At 57.3% G+C, this 22,902-nt stretch carries 14 protein-coding genes; 11 read left to right on the top strand and 3 right to left on the bottom strand.

Annotated features, from left to right (window positions below; all coding sequences use genetic code 11):
• Positions 1–20: 20 nt before the first annotated feature.
• From ACAW74_RS01280 to ACAW74_RS01260, 5 genes are all read left to right on the top strand, one after another.
• A complete protein-coding gene (locus ACAW74_RS01280) occupies positions 21–1,664 on the top strand; it encodes a RagB/SusD family nutrient uptake outer membrane protein (RefSeq protein ID WP_370696373.1) in 1,644 nt (547 codons plus the stop codon).
• A gap of 748 nt (positions 1,665–2,412) precedes the next feature.
• Positions 2,413–3,768 (top strand): M24 family metallopeptidase, encoded by a 1,356-nt coding sequence (locus ACAW74_RS01275; RefSeq protein WP_370696372.1) that lies wholly within the window; start codon positions 2,413–2,415, stop codon positions 3,766–3,768.
• A 110-nt stretch (positions 3,769–3,878) separates the two neighbouring features.
• Complete coding sequence (locus ACAW74_RS01270; protein WP_370696371.1) at positions 3,879–5,147, top strand: NCS2 family permease; 1,269 nt, start codon at positions 3,879–3,881, stop codon at positions 5,145–5,147.
• Positions 5,148–5,166: 19 nt separating this feature from the next.
• Complete coding sequence (locus ACAW74_RS01265; protein ID WP_370696370.1) at positions 5,167–5,997, top strand: 5'-methylthioadenosine/adenosylhomocysteine nucleosidase; 831 nt, start codon at positions 5,167–5,169, stop codon at positions 5,995–5,997.
• Between the two features lie 118 nt (positions 5,998–6,115).
• Positions 6,116–10,273 (top strand): hybrid sensor histidine kinase/response regulator transcription factor, encoded by a 4,158-nt coding sequence (locus tag ACAW74_RS01260; RefSeq protein ID WP_370696369.1) that lies wholly within the window; start codon positions 6,116–6,118, stop codon positions 10,271–10,273.
• A 212-nt stretch (positions 10,274–10,485) separates the two neighbouring features.
• Here ACAW74_RS01260 and ACAW74_RS01255 read toward each other — a convergent pair whose 3' ends face one another.
• Positions 10,486–11,691: a glycoside hydrolase family 88 protein gene (locus ACAW74_RS01255; protein ID WP_370696368.1), complete on the bottom strand. Its 1,206-nt coding sequence runs from the start codon at positions 11,689–11,691 to the stop codon at positions 10,486–10,488.
• A gap of 528 nt (positions 11,692–12,219) precedes the next feature.
• On the opposite strand from ACAW74_RS01255, the gene ACAW74_RS01250 reads away from it, so the two are divergent.
• The 6 genes from ACAW74_RS01250 (at position 12,220) to ACAW74_RS01225 (ending at position 21,873) form a co-directional block, all read left to right on the top strand.
• Entirely contained in the window at positions 12,220–15,372 is a 3,153-nt protein-coding gene (locus ACAW74_RS01250; protein WP_370696367.1) for a SusC/RagA family TonB-linked outer membrane protein, read from the top strand.
• Between the two features lie 19 nt (positions 15,373–15,391).
• Entirely contained in the window at positions 15,392–17,137 is a 1,746-nt protein-coding gene (locus tag ACAW74_RS01245) for a RagB/SusD family nutrient uptake outer membrane protein (protein ID WP_370696366.1), read from the top strand.
• A 19-nt stretch (positions 17,138–17,156) separates the two neighbouring features.
• On the top strand, positions 17,157–17,555 hold the full coding sequence (locus ACAW74_RS01240; protein ID WP_370696365.1) for an SGBP N-terminal domain-containing protein: 399 nt from the start codon (positions 17,157–17,159) through the stop codon (positions 17,553–17,555).
• 5 nt (positions 17,556–17,560) lie between these two features.
• Positions 17,561–18,547, top strand: a complete 987-nt coding sequence (locus ACAW74_RS01235; RefSeq protein ID WP_370696364.1) for a DUF4466 family protein — start codon at positions 17,561–17,563, stop codon at positions 18,545–18,547.
• A 99-nt stretch (positions 18,548–18,646) separates the two neighbouring features.
• Complete coding sequence (locus ACAW74_RS01230) at positions 18,647–19,849, top strand: alginate lyase family protein (RefSeq protein WP_370696363.1); 1,203 nt, start codon at positions 18,647–18,649, stop codon at positions 19,847–19,849.
• 74 nt (positions 19,850–19,923) lie between these two features.
• Entirely contained in the window at positions 19,924–21,873 is a 1,950-nt protein-coding gene (locus tag ACAW74_RS01225) for a heparinase II/III domain-containing protein (RefSeq protein ID WP_370696362.1), read from the top strand.
• A 25-nt stretch (positions 21,874–21,898) separates the two neighbouring features.
• Here ACAW74_RS01225 and ACAW74_RS01220 read toward each other — a convergent pair whose 3' ends face one another.
• Both ACAW74_RS01220 and ACAW74_RS01215 read right to left on the bottom strand, forming a co-directional pair.
• Complete coding sequence (locus ACAW74_RS01220) at positions 21,899–22,348, bottom strand: RES family NAD+ phosphorylase (RefSeq protein ID WP_370696361.1); 450 nt, start codon at positions 22,346–22,348, stop codon at positions 21,899–21,901.
• A gap of 62 nt (positions 22,349–22,410) precedes the next feature.
• Positions 22,411–22,839 carry an Xre family toxin-antitoxin system antitoxin gene (locus tag ACAW74_RS01215; protein ID WP_370696360.1) on the bottom strand — a complete coding sequence of 143 codons (429 nt, stop codon included), beginning with the start codon at positions 22,837–22,839 and terminating at the stop codon, positions 22,411–22,413.
• Positions 22,840–22,902: the final 63 nt, after the last annotated feature.

The following is a 22,902-nucleotide window of genomic DNA, read 5'->3' as shown; positions in this document are numbered from 1 at the left end:
TCATCTACCGTACAGCATCGATGAAATCAACACTAAAAAAGACCGCCTTCGCACTGGCCGTGATCGGTACGATGGGGGCCTGCAAAGAGCAGCTTGACGTTAAAAACCCCAACCAACCCACGCCCGGTAGCGCCTCAACCGAAATTGGGGTCATTTCGCTGGGGCAGGGCACTGTCTATGTCAATGGCATGGGCACCAGTGCGGGGATCAAATACTATGACGGTGTACCGGGTGGCTTCTGGACGGGGGCCATGGGCTTTCACGAGCTGATGGGTGACGTGGTGGGTGAAGAAGCCGCTAACCAGTATGGCAACCAGATCGGGATGCCTGACCTGGTAACGCTCGACGACGGAACCAAAGTGGCTAACCCCAGCTCAATTCCGACGCAGATTGCGCTGCTACGTACCATCAACGTGAATGCCAACGCCGGGGCTAACCCGCTCTTTTATGAGTGGGCCTACATGTACAACCTCAACAACGGCATGAACAGCGTGCTCGACATTGCGTCGAAAACGACGTTCAGCGGTGACGCCACCGCGCAGGCCTCAAAGCTGAACACGCTGAAAGCCTGGGCCTACTGGTGGAAAGGCTATGCCTACTCGCGCATCGGCTCGATTTATTACGCGGGTATCATCAACGACAAAGTCGGGGTGACCAATGGTAACTACGTGTCGAAAGAGAAGATCATCGACGAAGCCACGAAAAACTTCGATCTGGCCGCAACGGCCCTGAACGCCCTCGGCACGGGCGACGCCAGCTACACGTCGGTGATGAAAGGTCTGGTGCCCGATTTCAACCAGGTAGGCAAAGGCGCGATCCTGACGCCCGCCATGTGGATTCGGAACATCAACACGATGAAGGCCCGCAACATTCTGGTCAACACGCCCGCCAAATCGATGACGGCCGCGCAGTGGGGGCAGATTCTGACCCTGACGAACGCCGGTATGACCGCGTCGGACAACACGTTCACGGGCCGTGCCAACGATAACGGCGACTTCATTAACCGCCTCAATGGTACGGTGGCACTGAAATCGACCGGCGCGCCCTCGTCGACGACCTACAAGATCAGCGAACGGCTGATTCAGGACTTCCCGGCGGGCGACAAGCGGTTGAGCAACAACTTCACGCAACTGGCCGCACCGGCGCTCTTCAACACCGACCGGGGTAACTCGTTCAACACGCGCTGGCAGTTGGTCAACAAAGGCAAAGGGCAGGCAGGCGTTGTGGTGCTGAGCAACCAGGACGTGGGCGGTTACGAACTGTATCTGGCCGGTACGTACGAAGAAAACGAACTGATGAAAGCCGAAGCCAAGCTGTACACCAACGACATCGCCGGTGGGCTGAGCTCGATCGACGCCATCCGGACGTATCAGGGCGCGGGTCTGACTACGCTGTCGGGTCTGACGCAGGCACAGGCGCTGGAAGAACTGCGCAAAGAGCGCCGGGTAGCCCTCGCGTTCCGGTCGCTGTCATTCTATGATGCCCGCCGCTGGGGTGTCATCACCGATGGCCGCAAAGGCGCGGTGGTGGTTGACAAAGCAGGTAAGCTGAACACCAACGCGACGATCAGCTACAACTTCCTCGACTACTGGGACGTACCTGATAACGAACTGGCTTATAACCCGGCCGCGGCCAACAGCGCCCCGACCAAAAACCCGAAATAAGTTAGTATCAACTGATTGTAACGTACCTGACGAAAGCCCGATCCTCGGATCGGGCTTTTGCTATAAGGAGGTGTAGACAAGCTGTGAGCGGTTACCATGCCCAAATAGGGTATTGTATGGCTGCTCAGAAGACGACTTTAGAATGACCATGTATGCAAACGCTCACAAACACACGTGTAAGTCATATAAATAGGCCTGAGATTCTTGATGGTGTACAGTCCACAATGTCTTTCACATTCACTTTGTTCGTGTCAATAAGTATGAGTACACGTAAACTCCTTGTTGTAGGCCTATCTGCTTTACTAGCAACTTTATCTATGGCTTGTACAAAGTATCTACCAGGGCCAGTTGAGTCCTTGTTTAAAGTTGCTGATATTCAAAAAGATACTGTGTTTTCGAATGTAGAGGGTATACCCTCAGAGGGCTCATACAGCGGTAGAATTGCTATTCGGGCGAGGGGCGAGATCGATAGTCCGGTTGCTATCTATCTGCTCAATAGCTCCGGGGTAGACCTGCGCGGGAAAACTAGTATTCCGGCGGGTAACATCGATACTACGCTACTACAAAGTGATTTTTATGAAGCTACCTGTCTGCTTGTTTATAAGCATTTACAGGCAAAGTCAGGTCATCTGCGATTCTTCATTGAGTATTCTTCGGATCCTAATGACACGCTTGGAAGGAAACCCTTTCCGAGGTGAGATGTACGGCAAGATTGCGTTATCTTGCCGTGAACGTATTCCTCTCATCAATGCGCTATTTCTATCTACTTTGTGCTTTTCTTATCAGTAACCTCGTTCACGCCCAGTCTGAGCTAACCCCCACCAGCATCCTGTCGGAGCGCGACCGGGCCAGGTTTGTCGATGAAGTGCTGGAAGATCGCTTCACTAACCTGCTGCCCACGCTGATGCGCCGCGAGGGCATCGACATGTGGATCATCATTTCCCGCGAATACAACGAAGACCCGGTGCTGAAAACCATGCTCCCCAGTACCTGGCTCTCGGCGCGGCGGCGCACCATCATGGTGTTTTTCGATAAGGGAGAGAAGGAGGGGGTTGAGCGACTCGCCATTGCCCGTTACGATGTGGGTAACCTGCTCAAAGGGGCCTGGGACATCGATGTACGGCCTAATCAGTGGGAGGCACTCGCCGCCATTATTCAGGAGCGGAAGCCAAAGAAGATTGGCTTGAACCGCTCAGCCAATTACGCCCATGCCGACGGCCTGACGGCGACCGAGCAAACGGAATTTCTGGAAAAACTGCCCGCTGATTATCAGAAACGCATTGTGTCGGCCGAAAAGCTGGCTGTCGGCTGGCTCGAAACACGTACACCAAAAGAGATGGCTGTCTATCCGCTCATTTGTCGGCTGTCGCATCAGCTGATTCAGGAGGGGTTTTCTGAGCAGGTGATTCAGCCGGGCGTAACTACCACCGACGATGTGGTCTGGTGGTTCCGGCAGCGCATCACCAACCTCGGCCTTGATACCTGGTTTCACCCGACCGTCGACGTGCAGCGCGCCGACAATCAGGAGTTTGAGCACCTGCGCACGTTCTCTAAACGTCCCGATAAGCAGGTGATTATGCCCGGCGATCTGCTCCACGTCGACTTTGGTATCACGTACCTGCGCCTAAACACCGATCAGCAACAGCACGCCTACGTGCTTCGGCCCGGCGAAACCAACGTACCTGAAGCGATTCGGAAGGCATTTCAACAGGGCAATCGCCTACAGAATATCCTGACCGAGCAGTTTGTAGCCGGGAAATCGGGTAACCAACTGCTGCTGAGCGCACTGGCACAGGCCCAGAAAGAAGGTATCCGGGGCACCATCTATTCGCACCCGATTGGTGTACACGGCCACGCGGCAGGCCCCACCATCGGGCTGTGGGATCAGCAGAAAGGCGTAGCCGGTTCTGGCGACTACCCCTTGCAGGCCAATACGGCCTATTCAATCGAGCTGAACGCCGCCGTCGAAATTCCCGAATGGAAGAAGATGGTCCGGATTATGCTCGAAGAAGACGGCTTTTTCGATGGACAAACCTTCCGCTACATCGACGGTCGCCAAACCGAAATTTACACCATCCCCCGCACGCTCGGGTACGTAAAATAGACCTGTTCACCGTTTACTGTCCGCTGTTTACTGTTGCGCTACTAACCACAAAACGTAGCTGAAGCAACGCAACAGTAAACAGCGGACAGTAAACGGTAAACTGTTTTTCCATGAGTAAACGAACCGAGATACTGGCCGGGGTATCGACTTTTCTGGCTACGATGTATATCATCGTGGTGAACCCGGCCATTCTAAGTCAGGCGGGGCTCCCGTTTTCGGGGGTGCTCACGGCCACGGTGTTGCTGTCGTTTCTGAGCAGCCTGATGATGGGCCTTTACGCCCGAAACCCGTTGGTGGTGGCTCCCGGCATGGGCCTGAATGCCTTCTTTACCTTCACCGCCGTAAAAGGTATGGGTATTTCGCCCGAGGTGGCGTTGGGGGCCGTTTTCTGGGCGGGCGTGCTGTTCCTCATCTTGTCGCTGCTCAACGTACGGTCAGCGCTGGTCCGGCTGATTCCCAAACCGTTACGCTATGCCATTTCCGCCGGCATCGGCCTGTTTATCTCGCTGATCGGGTTTGAAAACGCCCACTTTATCGTGGCGAATCCGGTTACACTGGTTAGTGCAGCCCACCTGACTGATCCCGCCGTGATCACGTTTGTGGGCGGGCTGCTGCTAACAGCGGTGCTGCTGATCCGGAACGTACCTGGCGCTATCGTTTTGGGCATTGTGGTGACCACGCTGGCGGCACTGCCCATTGGCCGCTGGTGGGGTGGCGAGGTGCCGCTGGTGCAGTGGCAGGGCCTGATTGCCGCGCCCGATTTCTCGTTGCTGGGTCGGCTCGATCTGGTGGGCTCGCTGCGGTGGTCGCTTTGGCCCGTCATTTTCGCTTTCGTCTTCACCGACCTGTTCGATAGCATCAGCACGTTTGTGGGCGTGGCTGAAGCCGCCAACCTCACCGACGAACAGGGCGAGCCCCTCCGCCTGAACCGCTCACTGCTCACCGACGCCGTGGCTACTACGCTGGCGGGGCTGCTTGGCACGAGCCCCGGCACGGCCTACATCGAATCGGCGGTGGGCATTGCGCAGGGCGGGCGCACCGGGCTGACGGCCATTGTGGCGGGCTCACTGTTTTTGCCGTTTCTGTTTTTATCGCCGCTCCTATCGGTGATTCCGGCTATCGCGACGGCTCCAGCGCTGGTGCTAGTGGGCGCGTTTATGATGAAGCCCATTCTCAAAATCGACTGGGACCGGCTCGACGAAGCGCTGCCTGCCTTTCTGGCGCTGGTGCTGATTCCGTTCAGCTACAGCATCACCACCGGCATTGTGTGGGGCTTTCTGTCGTGGACCATCGTGCGGCTGTTTGCGGGCCGGGCGCGTGAAATTCCCGCCGGGCTATGGCTGGTCGATGCGCTCTGCGTCTTGTCGCTGCTGAGTTAACACATACAACCTGAATATTATGAATCGAGTACTCATTCGGACGCTTGCCCTTTGGCTTTGCCTTGCCCTGACGCATGGGGTGCAGGCTCAATTGTACAAACCTCGGCCCGTCACGGCCTTGCTGGGAGCTTTCGAGCCCGAACTACGCCTCGTCCGGCAATCGCTGAAACACCCGAAAACGCAGGTGCTGAATGGCATTACATTTACGACCGGGCGGCTGGGGCGGCAGCGTGTGGTGGTGGCCGAAACGGGCATTGGCAAAGTGAATGCTGCTGCTACGACCGCCTTTGTATTGGCGTACTTTCGCCCCAGCCGGGTGCTGTTTACGGGAATTGCTGGCGGCGTAAACCCCGATCTGCAACCCGGCGACATCGTCGTTGGTCGGCAGGTTGCCCACCACGACTACGGCTGGATCACTATGAGCGTGCCCCCGCGTCCGGTTCGGCAAACGCGCAACGCCATCACCAAACAGGATAACCCACTCTATTTTCAGGCCGATTCGGTTCTGCTACAACGTACCCAAACGGCTGCCAAAACCATTACCTTCGAGCCCATTCCCGCCACTAATCGCCCACCAACGCTCGTGGTCGGGACCATCGTGACGGGCGACGTGTTTGTGTCGTCGGAGGAAAAAGTAACGGAGCTTCGGCGCGATTTCGGCGCTGATGCTACCGAAATGGAAGGCGCGGCCGTGGCGCAGATCTGTTTTCAGGAACAGGTGCCCTGCCTGGTTATTCGCAGCCTGAGCGACAAAGCCAATAGCAACGCCCGCACCGATATGCAACGGTTCCTCGACATCGCTGCCCGCAACTCGGCCAAGCTGGTCATGACCCTGGTCGAGGGTCTGTAATGAGGGTTTGGGGAGCGGGTACACTACCTGTTCACTAGACAGAATAAAACAGATCGACTATTTTGTTAGATTAAAGGATGATCTTGCTTCTAGGTAATAACGAGTAAGCAAGACGTTAATGAAAAGCAGGAGACGGGGTATCGGGTTGGTGGGATGTATGCTGTTGCTCCTGTTCAGGCAGCAGGCGATCGCACAGACCGACGTAAAGCATTTCAGCAACCTCAGCATTGAAGAAGGCCTCTCGCAAAGCAGCGTATACACCATCACGCAGGATGCCAAAGGCTTCATGTGGTTTGGTACCCGCAATGGCCTGAACCGCTACGACTCCCGGCACATGGTGGTGTATCAGCCGCGCAATGGTGCCCCCAACAGCCTGCCATCCAACATCATCAACAGCCTGCTACTCGACAAACGGGGGCAGCTATGGGTGGGCAGTTCTAAAGGGATTGCCCGCTACCGACCTCAGCAGGACGATTTTGAGCGGGTGGCTCCGCAGGTTGTTGCTACGGGCAAACTGGCCGATTCGACCATCAACACGCTGTTTCAGGACCAGCAGCAGCACGTTTGGATGGGTACCCCGCGCGGCCTGTTTCGGCTACAGACCGCAAACCCCAATCGGTGCGATCGCCTGACCGATCTGACTCAGCAGCACCGCGACCTCAATCACCAGAATATTCGCGCGCTCTTTCAGGATCACCAACAAACGATCTGGGTAGGTACGTCGGCGGGCCTAACCCGGCTTGTTCCCACGCCATCGGGCCGGTTTGAGCTGACAAACTTCTTTCTGAACCCCGCCGACTCCATTTACCACAACACATCCAACGGCATCAACGCCATTGCTGAAGACCGGTTTGGGCGACTGTGGATCGGCACCGAACGAAACGGCATCGCCCTGTTCGATAAAACGCATGGGAGAGTCGTGTCATGGCAGCCCGCGGCGGGTCTTGACCTAAGCACCCAGACCGTGCGGACGATGTTGCCCGACGGCCGGGGGAATTTCTGGATAGGCACCATGACCGGCCTCCACATCATTGCGCAGGATGGCACCCGTTTTTCGACGTACCTGAACCAGCCCATCGATCCCAGTTCGCTGAGCGACAACTCGGTACGGTCGTTGTTCCGGGATCGTGACGGGTCGTTCTGGGTGGGTACGTACTACGGCGGCGTGGGTATGTACAGCCCGTTGGCGCGGCAGTTTGGTGCTTACCGGCCCGTCGATGGGCAGGGGCGAACGCCGTTTAAAATTTCGGGGCCGATGCTGGCGGCCAGTACGCCGGGGCAACGCTGGCTCGGCACCGAGGACAAAGGGCTCTTTCTATTAAACGCCGACAGGACGATTGCCCGCCATTACCGGCACGATCCGAAGGTGAGCCAGTCGCTGACCAACGATAAGGTAAAATGCCTGCTCGCCGACGGCCCCAACGGCCTGTGGGTGGGTACGTTGAAAGGCCTGAACTACATCGACCTGCGTCGACAGACCGTGACGCGCTACCTGCACGAACCCCATAACCCCGGCTCACTCCCCGACGACCATATCTACGACCTGAAGCGCGACGCCCAGGGGAAACTCTGGATCGCTACTTACTTCGCCGGTCTGTGCCAGTTCGACGAGCGGACCCGCACGTTTGTGTCGCTGAAGCACGAGCCTGACCGGCTCACCTCGTTGAGTTCTGACAACACCACCAGCCTGCTGATCGACAGCCGCCAGCAACTCTGGATTTGCACCATTCACGGCCTGAACCGGAAACTGGGCGACCAGAATGCGTTTGTCCGGTACACCCAACGCAACGGCGACAGCACCTCGCTCAGCAGCAACCACGTGATCTGCCTGCTGGAAGACCGGCAGCACCGCATGTGGGTGGGCACGCGGGGCGGGGGGCTAAACCTGCTGCTTCCCGACCAACGCTCGTTTCGGCGGTTTACAACAGCCGAAGGGCTCCCCAGCAATACCGTGTTTGGCATTGAAGAAGATAACCGGGGGCGCCTCTGGATCAGTACCGACAGAGGGCTGGCCCAGTTTGAGCCGAATCAGGCCCGGTTTATTGCGTACGATCGGCACGATGGGCTGATCTGCAAGGAATTTACGCCCAACTCGACCTACCGGGACGAGCGGGGGACCCTGTATTTTGGCGGCTACAACGGCATCGTGGCCTTCCACCCCGACAGTATCCGGCGCAACCCGAAAATGCCTGAACTGGCCTTTACGCAACTGCGCCTGTTCAACCAGCCCGTAACCAGCCAGCCCGCCGGGGTGACCGACGACCTAAACCTGGAGTCGGCTAAGGGCCTGACGTTTACGTACCAGCAGAATGTGTTTTCGCTGGATTTTGCCGCGTTCAACTACATCAATTCGCCCAAAAACCGGTACGCCTATCAACTGGTTGGTTTCGACAAAGGCTGGAACTACGTGAGCGAACCCCAGGCAACGTACATGAATTTACCCGCGGGTGATTATGTGTTGCGGGTGAAAGGCACCAATAACGATGATGTCTGGACCAGTAAGCCACTGGCAATGAGCATTACCGTGTTGCCCCCGCCCTGGAAAACGGGATGGGCTTACGCGTTCTATGTGATCACGTTTCTGGGCCTGCTGAAACTCTGGTCGGGGTTTAACCGGAACCGCCTGCAACTGGCCCACGACCTACAGGTCGAACACGACGAGAAGACCCGGCAGCAGGAACTGCACCAGATCAAGCTCAACTTCTTCACCGAAATCGCCCACGAAATCCGGACGCCCCTCACGCTGGTAATGGCTCCGATCGAGGTGCTGTCGGCCCAATACGCGGCGGATGGTGCTGCCCAGAAGCAACTGTCGATCATGCGCAACAGTACCGACCGGTTGCTGCGGCTGCTCAATCAACTGCTCGATTTCCGGAAACACGAAACCGGTAATATCGACTTGCAACCGCAACGCGTCGATCTGGTTCAGTTTCTGCGCACCATCACCGATTCATTTGCCGAACATGCCCGCACGCACCGCATCACCCTCCTGAACGAAGCCGAAGTGGCGGCGCTACCGGCTTGGGTCGATGGGGGCGAGCTGGAAAAGGTAATCTATAACCTCTTGGTGAATGCCTTCAAATTCACGCCAACGGGCGGAACGGTATCGGTTCGGCTACAGCAGGAATTTGCCCTATCCAACGGGGCCGAGACTGCCGTTATTCTCATCGAAGACACCGGCCAGGGAATTTCGGCGGGCGATATCGACCATGTATTTAACCAGTTTTACCAAGTCAACCAGCCTAAAACGCGCGACTCCGGCTTTGGGCTCGGATTGGCGTTGAGTAAGCACATTGTGGAGCAACACGGCGGCACGATCAACGTAGAAAGCCGGAAGGCGACACCTCTACAGCCCGGCTTCACGCGGTTTACGATCGCCCTGCCGCTCAACGTACCCAGCCACGCGCCGGACCCCATTCAAGCCGTGACTGTGTTCGAGTCAACGCCGACATTGTCTGTAGCCGCACCGCCGCAACAGCCTCTGGTCGTCAGCAGCGATCGGCCCATTGTGTTGCTGGTTGAAGACCAGGACGATATCCGCGTATACATGCGGCATTTGTTCAATGAGGCGTATCAGGTGATCGAGGCCAGTAATGGCGCCGAGGGCTGGGAAAAAGCGGCGCGCCTATTGCCCGATCTGGTTATCGCCGATGTGTCTATGCCGATTATGGACGGTTTCGCCCTGACGCATCGCCTCAAATCCGACCCGCGCACGAGCCATATTCCGGTGATCATCCTGACGGCTAAGGATACGGTCGACAATCAGCTGACGGGCCTGGAAACCGGTGCCGATGATTACCTGACCAAGCCGTTCCATCCCCTGCTGCTACAGGCGCGGGTGAGTAACCTGCTGTCGTTGCGGGAACAGTTGAAAACAAAATACAACCGGTTGGTTACGCTGCAACCACAGGCGCCGGAACTCGACCACCCCGATGCCAAATTCCTGAATCAGTTGATGACGGTGCTCGATCGCCACCTGCCCGACCCCGATTTTAACGTGACGAAGCTGGTGAGCGAAATTGGGATGAGCCGCCCGGTGTTGTTCCGCAAAGTGAAAATGCTGACTGGCCTGTCGGTGATCGACCTGCTACGTACCACCCGCCTGAAAAAAGCCGAGCTTCTGTTGAAGCAGCGGAAAGCGTCGGTATCGGAAATCGCCTTTGCCGTTGGGTTCAGCGATCCCAAATACTTCAGCCGAGCCTTCCGCGCGCAATTTGGCATGACCCCAACCGAGTACGGCGCGCAACCCATCGAAACTCTGCTTGAAACGTCGTAAACCGGGCTGGGAAAGCAGGGTATGGCTGGGATTGCAGGGTGATAGTCCAACTCTGTGCAGGTTCACTAATAAGCTTCAGGTACGTTGTGACCCCGCCCTAAAGGGGGGCTGCTGGCGCCAGAATATCCTTCAGTGGAACTGTCTTTGCGCCAGCAGGCCCCCTTTAGGGCGGGGGGGATGCCGAATCATCAGCAACGTACCTGGCGCTTCAATTAAAACAGCGGTTTTTTCTCGCCTAGTTTTTTGGCGCGAAGCAGGGCCTCGAGGTAATAATAATCCGCATAAATGAGGGGTACGTCGCGCTCGAAGGTTTTGGCGCCGGTGCTGTGGAGCAGCAGAAAGCCATGATGTTGACCAAGAGGGGAGGCGTAGCTTTTGGCCAGATTTGTAATGACCTGGTCGGCTTTGGCGCGGTACGCCGAGCCAGGTACGTAGGTGCTTAGTTCGTAGAGTGCCGACGCCATAATGGCCGCCGCCGACACATCGCGTGGCTCGTTGGGGATGCCGGGGGCGTCGAAATCATAGTAGGGGATAAGGTCGGCGGGCATACGCGGGTGGTCGAGCATGAAGCGGGCGATGGCCTGCGCCTGTTTCAGAAAGAGGGGGTCTTTGGTTTCGCGGTAACAAAGCGTAAAGCCGTAGAGCCCCCACGCCTGCCCGCGCGCCCAGGCCGACTTGTCGTTGAAGCCCTGATGCGTGTTCTTTTTCAGCACATTACCCGTCAGCGTATCGTAGTCGACAACGTGGTACGAACTGTTGTCGGGCCGGTAATGATTTTTCATCGTCATGCGGGCGTGGCTGACGGCTATGTTGTAGAACGACGAATCGCCCGTGAGGCGGGTGGCGGCAAAGAGCAGTTCCAGGTTCATCATGTTGTCGATGATGACAGGGCACTGCCACTGCTCTTTATGGTGATCCCACGACCGGATGATCCCCGCCTTCGGCTTGAAGCGCTTCGACAGCGTGCGGGCCGCCTCGATAAGAATCGTCCGATAGGCTGGGTCGCGGGTGAGTCGGTATCCATTGCCGTAGCTGCAATACAGCTTGAAGCCCATGTCGTGCGTACCGGCGTTCGTTTTTTCGCTTTCGAGCCGGGTGGTGAACTGCCGAGCCTGATCGGCCCACTCGGTTTTGCCCGTGTATTCGTAGAGATACCAGAGTTCACCGGGGAAGAAGCCGCTCGTCCAGTCGCGGGCGGGCACAGCCTGAAGCGAGCCGTCGGCGGTGAGGGTTCGCGGCGACACCAGCGCGGGCTTACCGGCGGGAGCTTGCTGCGTCAGGGGCGTCAGCTCGCGGAGCATAAGCCGGGTTTGCTGCTCGGCCTGATCGAACAGGGATTTCAGGAGCCGGTCGGGCAGGAAGGCCGACGTCAGCAGGATCGTCAGCAGAAAAGCAGTGGTGCGAAAGAGCGTTTGCATGGGGTGGGAGGGGGGAATGCCCGTCAGAGCAGAATGGACAGCATATAGACCAGTAAACAGACAATTAATACCAGGGACCCGACTTCGGCCAGGGTCAGCGTGCTTCGATCTTTTCTCACGTTCGGGGCGGCGACTAGTTGACGATGCAAGTTTAGCGCCCGCCGGATTGAGGCTGGGTACGTCGACCGTTCAGGCAGGAGGACAAACGGTTCAGCCGGTTGACAGACCGTTCAAAAGGGTGGATAGACCGTTCCAATTGATACTATTCCATTATTTTATTGTCACATAGCCATTACTATTGCCCTGCTGCCCCACGCAGGGCCGGTCATCTCCGACCGTCACAGTCTCCTCAGACCACGGCACTCAACACTATGTATAGGTTTCCCAACCCCGTTTTCAAGCCCGCATCGACCCACGAATCGGCTGCTTTCTGGCAGGCCACCGGGCAGTGGTAACGCCGCCAGATGCTGGCCGTCGATCCAATCCAAACGAACACTCTTAACATACCAACCTATTACCTCTGAACACATGCAAAAAACTGTATTTTCTATTCGCCTGCGTCCCACAACCTGCTGCTGGCTGGTGCTGGTGCTGATGGGTAGCGCGGCGGTTGGGCAGACCGTGCCACCCGGTCGAGGGCCAACCAACAGTGCGCAGCAAGTGGCTACCTACCGGTTTAGCGGCCGGGTACTCGACGAAAAAAACAGCGGCCTGCCCGGCGCCACGGTGGTCCTGAAAAGCGACACGCGCACCGGCACCACCACCGATGTGGACGGTAAGTTCAGCATCAACGTACCCACGGGCGGCGGCACCCTAGTGGTTTCGGCGATTGGATACCTTACCAAAGAAATCGCCATTACCAGCGAAACGACGCTCGATGTACTGATGGCGCCCGATACCAAGCAGTTGAACGAAGTGGTGGTGGTGGGTTACGGCACCCAGAAAAAGGAAAACCTAACGGGCGCGGTAGCGGCGATTACCATTGATGACAAAATCGCCAGCCGGTCGCTGGCCAACGTATCGTCGGGCCTGTCGGGTCTGATTCCGGGGCTGTCGGTGCAGCAGTCGACGGGGCAGGCGGGGCGCAGTGGGGCCGCGCTGGTGATTCGGGGGCTGGGCACGGTCAACAACTCGGGACCGCTCATCGTTGTGGATGGCCTGCCCGACGTCGACATCAACCGGATCGACATGAACGACGTGGCCAGCATTTCGGTGCTGAAAGATGCGGCGTCGGCGTCGGTCTATGGTTCTCGGGCGGCCAACGGCGTGGTGCTGATTACGACCAAAAACGGGTCGGGCAACAAAAAACCGCAAATCAGCTACTCAGGTACGTATGGCCTGTCGCAGCCAACCAACTTCTACAACTACTTCGACGACTACGCCCGCTCGCTCACCATGCACCTGCGGGCGTCGGGCGCGGGGGCTTCGTCGACGACCTTCCGCTACGGCACGGTCGAAGACTGGCTGTCGAAAAGCCTTATCGACCCCATCAACTACCCCAGCACCAACTGGTGGGATGTGGTGCTGCGGGATCATGGCCGTATCCAAACGCATAACCTGTCGGCTTCGGGTGGCAACGATCGGGCCAATTTCTACCTCTCGGCGGGCGTTTACGACGAACTGGGGCTGTTGATTAACCATGATTACAAACGCTACAACACCCGGTTCAACCTCGACTACCGGCTGAGCGACCAGGTTAAAGTGGGCATCCGTATGGATGGCCAATGGTCGAAACAGACGTTTGCCAACTCGGAAGGGCTGATCACCTACACCGGTACCGCCGGGTATGATATCCGGTATGCGGTGGCGGGTATTCTGCCACAACACCCCGTGACGGGTCAGTACGGCGGGGCGATGGCCTACGGCGAAGATGCGCTGGCTTACAACATGCTGGCAGCCATGAACATCAACCACAACAACCGCGACCGGCAGGAGGTGAACGCGAACCTCTATGGTGAATGGACGCCGATTACGGGCCTGACCATTCGGGGCGATTACGGGCTGCGGTACTACAATCAGTTTACCAAAACGTACGCCGACCCGACGGACGTGTTCAACTTCCAGACCAACCAGATTTCGCGGAACCTGGTCTCGAACAGCGCGGGTATCAGCAATGCCATCAACTCGGGTTATAAGACACTGTTGCAGGGCCGGGTTACGTATAACCGCACGCTGTTTGGCAATCACCAACTGACGCTGCTGGGGGCCTATACCGAAGAATACTGGTTTAACCGCAACCTGTCGGCGAGCCGGTTGGAACGTATCAACCCGCTGCTGAGCGAGATCGACGCGGCCCTCACCACCACGCAAACAGCGGGCGGCAACTCCGATGCCGAGGGGCTGCGCTCGGGCATTGGCCGGATTAACTACGTGATCAACGACAAGTATCTGTTTGAAGCCAACGCCCGCTACGACGGATCGAGCAAGTTTCTGCCGGGCTTCCAGTACGGGTTCTTCCCTTCGGCTTCGGTGGGCTGGCGTTTCTCGGAGGAGCCATTTTTTAAGCCGCTGAGCGCGGTGGTGTCGTCGGCCAAGCTGCGGGCGTCGATCGGGAAGCTGGGCAATAACTCGGGCGTGGGCCGCTACGAGCAGCGCGACATCTTCAACCTGACCAACTACATCCTGAACGGCAAAATCGTGAAGGGGTTCAGCTCGGCGAAGATCATTAACGAAGATTTCTCGTGGGAAGAAACCAACGTGACCAACGTCGGGCTTGATCTGGCGTTCTTCGGTGGTCGCCTCACCACTGACATCGATTTCTACAACAAGCTGACGTCGGGGATGATCCGGCCGTCGTCGCTGTCGACGCTGCTGTCGGGCTACAACGCGCCCCGCGTCAACATCGGCAAGCTGCGCAACACGGGAATGGAACTGAATATTACGTACCGGGCCAAGGTGCGCGATGCCAACGTAGGCGCTACGGTCAACATGGCGTTCAACAAAAACAAGCTGCTCGAATGGAACGAGTTTCTGAGCAAGGGCTTCACGTACCTGAATCTGCCTTACCACTTCGCCTACAGCCGCGTGGCCACGGGTATTGCCCAGAGCTGGGAAGACATCGCCAACGCGCCGTATCAGGGCCAGTACTTTTCGCCGGGCGATGTGCTCTACAAAGACATCAACGGTGATGGACAGGTGAACGACGAAGACCGCGTGGCGCAGCCGCAGTTTAACCGCGATCAGCCCATCGGTACGTATGGCCTCAACCTCTTCGGCAACTGGCGGGGCTTCGACGTGAGCGTGCTCTGGCAGGGCGCCACGGGTCGGAAAGACTACTGGCTGGAACCCTTCAATCAGGTCAACATCCCGTCGGCTCGCAACGCCTTCCAGGATTTCCTGTGGAACGACACCTGGAGCCTCGACAATCGGTCGGCCTCGCTGCCCCGACTGTTGACGGGCTCGGGCGGCAACAACCAGGCGGAGTCGACATTCTGGCTGGATGATTTTAGCTACATCCGCCTGAAAAACATTCAGTTTGGCTATAACATCCCGGCCAAGTACGTAGGTCGCCTTGGAGTGAGCAAACTGCGGATTTACGGCACAGCCGAGAACCTGCTGACTTTCACCAAATACCGGGGTGTCGACCCGGAAAAAAGTACCAGCGTATCGGGGGCCGACAACAACGACGACCCGTTCCCGCTGCTGAAATCCTACTCGTTTGGTCTGAATCTGAGCTTCTAACCGACCCAACTCGCTTATCATGAATCGATTATATAAACTAGCCGCGTTGGTCGGCCTGACGATAGCCTCGGTGGCCTGTACACAGGACCTGCTCGATCAGGTGCCTACCACGCAGTTGTCGGCTGACCTCTTCTGGAAAACCACCGCCGACGCCCTTGCCGCTGTCAACGGCGTTTACGATGCCAACCGCACCACCTTCGACCGCGATTATTATTTCGACGGGGCCGGTGAATTTGTGCACACCCGCGGCACCAGCAACAACCAGGGGTCGTTCAGCCCCAGCGCACTGGGTTCGGCCACGAATGCAACAACCGGAGGAAACTTCGGCTTTCTGTGGGGCGACTGCTACCGCACCATCAACCGCGCCAATTACGTGCTGGGCAACATCGGTACGCTGCGGGCTACCACCACGGCCCCGTCTGATCTGGCCCTGCTAGACCGGCTTGTGGCCGAAACGCGCTTTCTGCGGGCGATCAACTATTTCCGGCTGATCGACCTGTGGGGCGACGTGCCCTATTTCACCAAGAAGCTGAACGGTAATGCCGAGGCCTACACGCTCACCCGCACCCCGCGCGCGGCGGTGAAAGACTCGATTCTGGCCGACCTCAATTTCGCGGCCTCGGTATTGCCCGAAGTATACACGGGCGATAACCTTGGGCGCGCGTCGAAACTGGCGGCTTGGGCGTTCAGTGGCAAAGTAAACCTGTTCTGGGCGTCTTGGATGAAGAACGATGGCAACGCTGCCGAAGCGCAGAAGCACTTCACGGCCGCCGCCGCTGACTTTAAAAAGATCATCGACAAGAATATTCCGCTTTTCCGCAATGGTGACCCCGGCCCGGCCGATAACCCCAACTACTGGCACCTGTTTCAGTATTTCAACGAGTACGACCCCGAAATCATCTTCTCGGTGCAGTTTGGCGGACCGCTACTGAGTCAGGGCGAGGAACTGTCGCGCGATTTTGGCAACCGAAACACGGGCTTCGGGCAGGTGTGGGTAGCCCCCACGGTCCGGTTGGCCAACCGCTACCAGCTCACAAGCACCGGCGATTTTGCCCCCCCCCTCGTGCTGAGTCGCACCACCACGCTGGCCAACAGCGCCACCAACCCCAAATCATACGAAGGCCGCGACTACCGGATGCGGGCTACGATGGTGTGGGATGGGCAGAAGATGGTGCAACTCACCACCGATGGCCTGACCGTGTTGCCCGATAGTCTGCCGTTTAAGTTTGGCAACCGCGATGGGGTAACAGCCATCAACTACGACGGCGCACCGGCTGGGTACGTGTTCCGGAAGTGGGTACGGCAAACGGGCGGTATCAACCGCAGCGACGGCCCGCAGGACATCTACCTGATGCGCTTACCCGATGTATGGCTGATGTATGCCGAAGCGGTCAACGAACTCAGTGGCCCCACACCCGAACTCTTTACGCTCCTCAACCGGATCCGCCGCCGGGGGAACCTGCCCGCCCTGAATGCGGCCAAATTTGCCTCGAAGACCGAGTTCTTCAAGGCTATCGAGCAGGAACGCATCATTGAACTCGTCGGTGAAGGACATCGCTTCTTCGACATCCGCCGCTGGCGCAAAGCCGAGGAAATCTGGCCGGCGCCGAGTGGTCAGGTACTGTATGACACGCAGGGTACGCGCATCCGCGACGAGTTTGTCAACGCCGACCTACGTACCTACCAGCGCTACTACATCTTCCAGATACCGACGAGCGAGATCGAAGTCAACCCCAACATTACCCAGAATATTCCCTGGCTCTAACCGCATCGAACCTACGACCATGAAACAACTCCTTGCCTCTGTCTGCGTTGGCCTGCTCGCGCTGGTGGGCCTGACGGCCTGCGGAAACGATGACCCCATCGACGCCAACGGCCTGCTGGTGACCCAGCGTTCGCAGTGCTTTATGACCTCCTTCGACCTGCTTGGGTCTGATCACCGCACCGTACTGGTCAGCGGACAGACGAAAATCGACACCACCGCCCTGACGGTAACCGCCGTGGCGCGCTTCGGCACCAACATGCAGCGGCTGAAACCTTTTTGCAGCGTGGTCACCGACGCCATCGTTGAGCCCACCATGGGTATCTGGACCGACTTCACGCAGGCACAGACCTACACCGTGGTGTCGGGTAACCGGCAAGTGCGCAAAACCTATACTGTTACGGTCACGCTTCAAAAATAACCGCCATGCGCCAACCAATTTCTCTTCTATTGCTGGCCTCCGTAGCCCTGCTGCCATTGGGTTGCCAGAAAAGCGTGGAGCCTGATCTCCCCTTTAAAAACGATTTGTTGAAAAAGACGACTGGTCCGGCCGTGGTGGGTGACCGCATTGAGTTTGCCTATGCCATCGGTACGAAGGAAGGCGATCTGAAAAACGTCCGGGCCGAAGCGACGATCGCGGGGGCTGTCGGGACCGGTTTCAGCCGCAACTCCTGGTATACCAACTACAGCACGGGTGTCGATCAGCCCCGGCAAACAGCGACGGATACCCTTACGTCGGGCACGGTATCGACCGCCACGATCCTCGACGTGGCAACTAACAAAGCTGTGACCTTGCGGTACTATTACTACCCGACGGCCGAAGCCCAGGGCAAAGATGTGTCGTTCCGGTTTAGCGGTACCTCGTCGACGGGGCAGGAAGTCAGCATTCAGTCGCCGACCTACCGCGTCAGCCGCATGGACATGAAACGCTCGATCGTGCTGGGCGACGGAGCTAAGGCCTACGTATCGCTGGCCGACATGACTGCCTACACCAAGGCTGAGGTGGAGCAGAATAACCTGGCCAACAAGATCGACTTCGTGTACGTCTACCGCCCCACGATCAATACGTACACGTTTGGGCACGCACTGGTCGCTCCCTCGAATCCCGACTACCTGAAAGACGTGACGCTGCCCACCGGGCTTGCCAAACCCCGCACGGCCATCGATAAACGGGTCGACGTGAAGGATGCGCAATTGCGCGGCACGGCCGGTTTCGAGGTGTATATCGACGACATCGACCTGCAACAGACCACCTTCACCAACGCCGCCGATTATGCCTACGGCCTGGCCGCCGATCAGGGTGCTTTCGTCAAATCGGCCGATGGTACCTACGCGGCTTATGTGTACGTGAATGCCGTCAACAACACCGCCAAAACCATGACGGTCAGCATCAAGCGGCTGAAATTGAACTAATAACCATACCCCCCGCCCTAAAGGGAGCCCGCTGGCGCGAGCATAATGCTTGCGCCAGCGGGCTCCCTTTAGGGCGGGGGGTATGCATCATGCCAACTTATGATGAACTCCAGGCAACGACTGACCTGCTGGTGCTGTCTTTTTCTGACGCTCGTGGTCGGGCCAGCGACGGCTCAACCGGCCAGCAAACCGGCGACTTTTCTGATCGACGCGAGCCTGTTGCAAGCCAGCAAACGCGCGATGCAACAAGGCGATGCTACCTTGCTGGCCGCCCGGCAAACCCTGCTTGCTACGGCCAATAAGGCACTGAGCAAGCCCATGCATTCGGTCGTGGAAAAGACCAAACTGCCCCCCAGCGGCAACAAGCACGATTACATGAGCGTCGGACCCTACTGGTGGCCCGACTCGACCAAGGCCAACGGCCTGCCCTACATTCGCAAAGACGGGCAGATTAACCCCGAACGCTATGCCGTTCAGGATGCAACGTACCTGAACGCCCTCTGCGAGGATGTACAACTGCTGGCGCTGGCCTATTATTTCTCCGACGACGAAACCTACGCCCGTCGGGCAGCAGAGCTGTTGCGGGTCTGGTTCCTGAACCCCGATACCCGCATGAACCCAAACCTGAACTACGGGCAGGCGATTCCGGGAATCACCGAGGGGCGTGGCATCGGGCTGATCGACACGCGCATGCTCGCCAAACTGGTCGACGCCGTTCAACTCATCAAGGGCACGAAGGCCTGGCCCGCTGCCGATCAGCGAGCGCTGCAAGGGTGGTTTCGGTCGTTTCTGACCTGGATGCAAACCAGCCCGGTCGGCAAAGACGAAGAAGACGAACACAATAACCACGGCACCTATTACGATTTCCAGACCGTCGCGTTCGCGCTGTTTCTGGACGACAAACCGCTCGCCCAACAACTGATTCAGCAAAAAACAATGCCCCGAATCCAGAGCCAGTTGAAGCCCGACGGTAGCCAGCCGCACGAACTCGCCCGCACGCTGTCGTGGGGCTACTCGCTCATGAACCTGAAAGGCTTTTTTGGCCTTGCCCAACTGGCCGAAGCCGTGAATATCGACCTCTGGAATTACCAGACGCCCGACGGCAAAAGCCTCAAAAAGGCCTACCAATGGCTGATTCCGTATGCCGAAGGCGAAAAGCCCTGGACGTTTCAGCAGATCAAGCCGTTGCACCCGGAGGAATTTCTGCCTATCAAAGCCGTCGCCGAGGCGAAATACGGGTCAGCGACGGCCGCCACGACCAGCAACGACAGTATGTTTCGCCTGACACGTTCTCTATTTTGATGTGTTGGCATTAGCGCTCCCTTTAGGGCGGGGGTAAATTCCATCGATAACCCACAACATCCAACGTACCCAGCATGAAAAGCCGACTCTTACTTATCCTCTTTAGCCTGTTCTGTGGCGTTGCTAAGGCGCAGGAGGCGAACCTGCTCAGCGGAAAATTCTCGAAAGAAGCTCTGAAAACCGTGCTGATTCCGCAGGCAAAATGGACACCATTTCCGAAGCGCGATGACCGGGCGGGCTGGGCCAAAGCCGATCAGGCCATGATGCAGGGGTATCTCAAAAAAGCCGAAACGTACCTGACCTATCAGTGGCCATACATCCCGGCAACCAAGTCGCTGCTTATCGAACGGACCGGCGATCGTGATGAATATCAGAATGTTAGCTTTCAAAAACGCGAAGTGCTGGGTACGTTGCTGCTGGCTGAAATTTACGAGAACAAAGGCCGATTCGTCGATCAGATCATCGACGGCGTCTGGTCCATCTGCGAAGAGTCGTTCTGGGGCGTGCCGGCGCATTTGCCCAAATCAAAAGCCTATTCAGGGCTGATGGATGTGCAGAAACCGTTTGTCGACCTGTTTGCGGCCGAAACGGCAACGTACCTGGCGTGGGTCGACTATTACCTGGGCGATCGGCTCGACGCCGTGTCGCCGCAACTCCGCAAGCGCATCTACACCGAAACTAACGACCGGATTTTCACGCCCCTGATGACGCAGCCCCACGGCTGGATGACGAAAACCGCCAACGGCCGCGCCCCCAACAACTGGAATCCGTGGATCTGCTCCAACTGGCTCAACGCGGTGCTGCTGCTCGAAAAAGACGACGACAAACGCACGGCGGCGGTCTACAAACTGCTCAACGTGCTCGATCAGTTCGTGAATCCGTACCCGCAGGATGGCGGCTGCGACGAAGGGCCGAGCTACTGGGGTGCGGCGGCGGCTTCGCTCTACGACAACCTGGCGATGCTCAACACGGCCAGTAACGATGCCTTCGCCTATGTCTATGCCGACGAAAAATTCAGGAACATGGGCCGCTTCATTTACCGCGCGCAGATCAGCCCGCGCTACTTCCTGAACTTCGCCGATGCCGACCCGCAGCCCGGCATGGCCGCCACCATGATCTACCGCTACGGCAAGGCCATTAGCGACCCCGACATGATGCGCTTCGGCGCGTATTATTTCAAGCCCGACGATTCGTCTATAGGTAAGTTTCATTACTTCCGCCACTTCTATTCCCTGTTTATGCAGGACGAGTTTCGGCAGGCCGCGAAGGGGCTTCCATTGCCGCAAAACGTGTGGTTGCCTGACCTACAGGTATTTGCCGCCCGTGACAAGACGGGTACGACCGATGGGTTCTACGTGGCGGCCAAAGGCGGTAATAACGACGAAAGCCACAACCACAACGACATTGGCAACTACGTGGTCTATTACGACGGCCAACCGGTGCTGATCGATGTGGGGCGGGGAACCTACACCCGTAAGACATTCAGCGACAAGCGGTACGACATCTGGTACAACTGTTCGGATTATCACAATCTGCCCACCGTCAACGGACAGAATCAGCCGCCCGGCCCGCAATTTAAAGCCCGCACGGTGGCTTATAAAACCGGCAATGGATTCACCCAGTTTGACGTCGATATCGCACCGGCTTATCCGAAGGAGGCGGGTGTGTCGAGCTGGTCGCGAACGGTGCGCCTCAACCGGGGCAAGAACGTGCAGATCAGCGACCTTTTCCGCCTCGACAAAGCCAGCGAACTGACCCAACACCTGATGACCTGCTACCCGACCGAACTGGGGAAACCTGGCGAACTGCTGATTCACTACAAACCGGCGGGCGGTACGGCCAGCGATTTCGTGGTTACCTACGACCCCAAACGCATGCAGCCAACAGTCGAGAAGGTGAAACTGGATCAGCCTGAAGATCGCGGCATCATCAGCAAATGGGGCGATACCATCTACCGCATCAACCTGAACGTGATATCCCCCAAACCCGCCGATCAGCTAACGGTCGTGGTGAGTAAACGATGAACTGACTGGCCAATTTGGCGCGGCCTTATTTCAGCCGTTCATCGAACGAATAGGGCTCAATACCGACGATGCGAAGGTTACTGTGCTCGGGATGAAGCGGATTGAGGAGATAGTTGAACTCAACCGGCGAATGTACTGATGGCACACGCATGAGCCAGTAGCGGTTTTCCTCAAGCCAGTGTTCAGCTAAATCGGCCAGCGTGGTTGGAGCGGGTGAGCGAGTCCAATTTGCTGGTAAGTCGTTAACGGAAAGGGTAAGCATACTGGCCTGATCAGGTACGTCGTAGGTTATTAGTGCGTAGTTTTTAGGTAGTATCTCTGAATTACCCAGAATTTCCAAAATCGCCAGCGACGCGTGTTCTGATGTGTAGAGCAAGCGGGTGCCCTGCCGGTGCCAGCGCCCTGCGCCATATAATCCGCCCGTGCCACCTACATCACTGGCAAACTGGCGTTTCGATAAGCGATAAAGTTTCATGGAACAAACGTGGAGCCTTGGCGTGCCCCGTAACCACACACCCCTTGCTCGATTCGACTCAATTACAGATAAATTCCGTGTAATAGCGCGTTAAGCACGGTCATTACCTGTGCGCGTCCCAGCATGGTATCGAGCAGGTCGATCGGCTTCCGGTTCTGCAGGTTTTGTACCGGAGCATTGAACCACTGCTCCAGATCGTCTTTATTTTCAAAGACTTCCATGCCTTTTTCGTACAGTTCCGACAAGGAAATCGCTTTTTCGGTTTCGTCGGGGGTCAACGTGCTTTGCGCCCGAAGTCGGCGTTGATACGTGCTCTCCGAAATAGCCAAGAAGGTACTCATCTGCTTGTTGGTCAGGCCAAAATTATGGCGCAGGAATTCAACCGAGGCAATGGGTAAGCCTTCTCTGACTACCTCCATCAAGTCAAACTCGTGCTGAATAGGGCGTTTGAAGAACTGCATGCCGCCCAACCCGTCCACAATACGTTTCACAGATACGTTCATTGTCTTTTGCTAGCTATGCTCTTGTCATTTGACAACGGAAAGCTACCTAAA

Origin of the sequence: Fibrella musci (assembly GCF_041321105.1) — a bacterium.
Classification (GTDB): domain Bacteria; phylum Bacteroidota; class Bacteroidia; order Cytophagales; family Spirosomataceae; genus Fibrella; species Fibrella musci.
The sequence above is the reverse complement of the archived record's forward strand: the minus strand, read 5'-3'. Positions and strand labels throughout refer to the sequence as shown.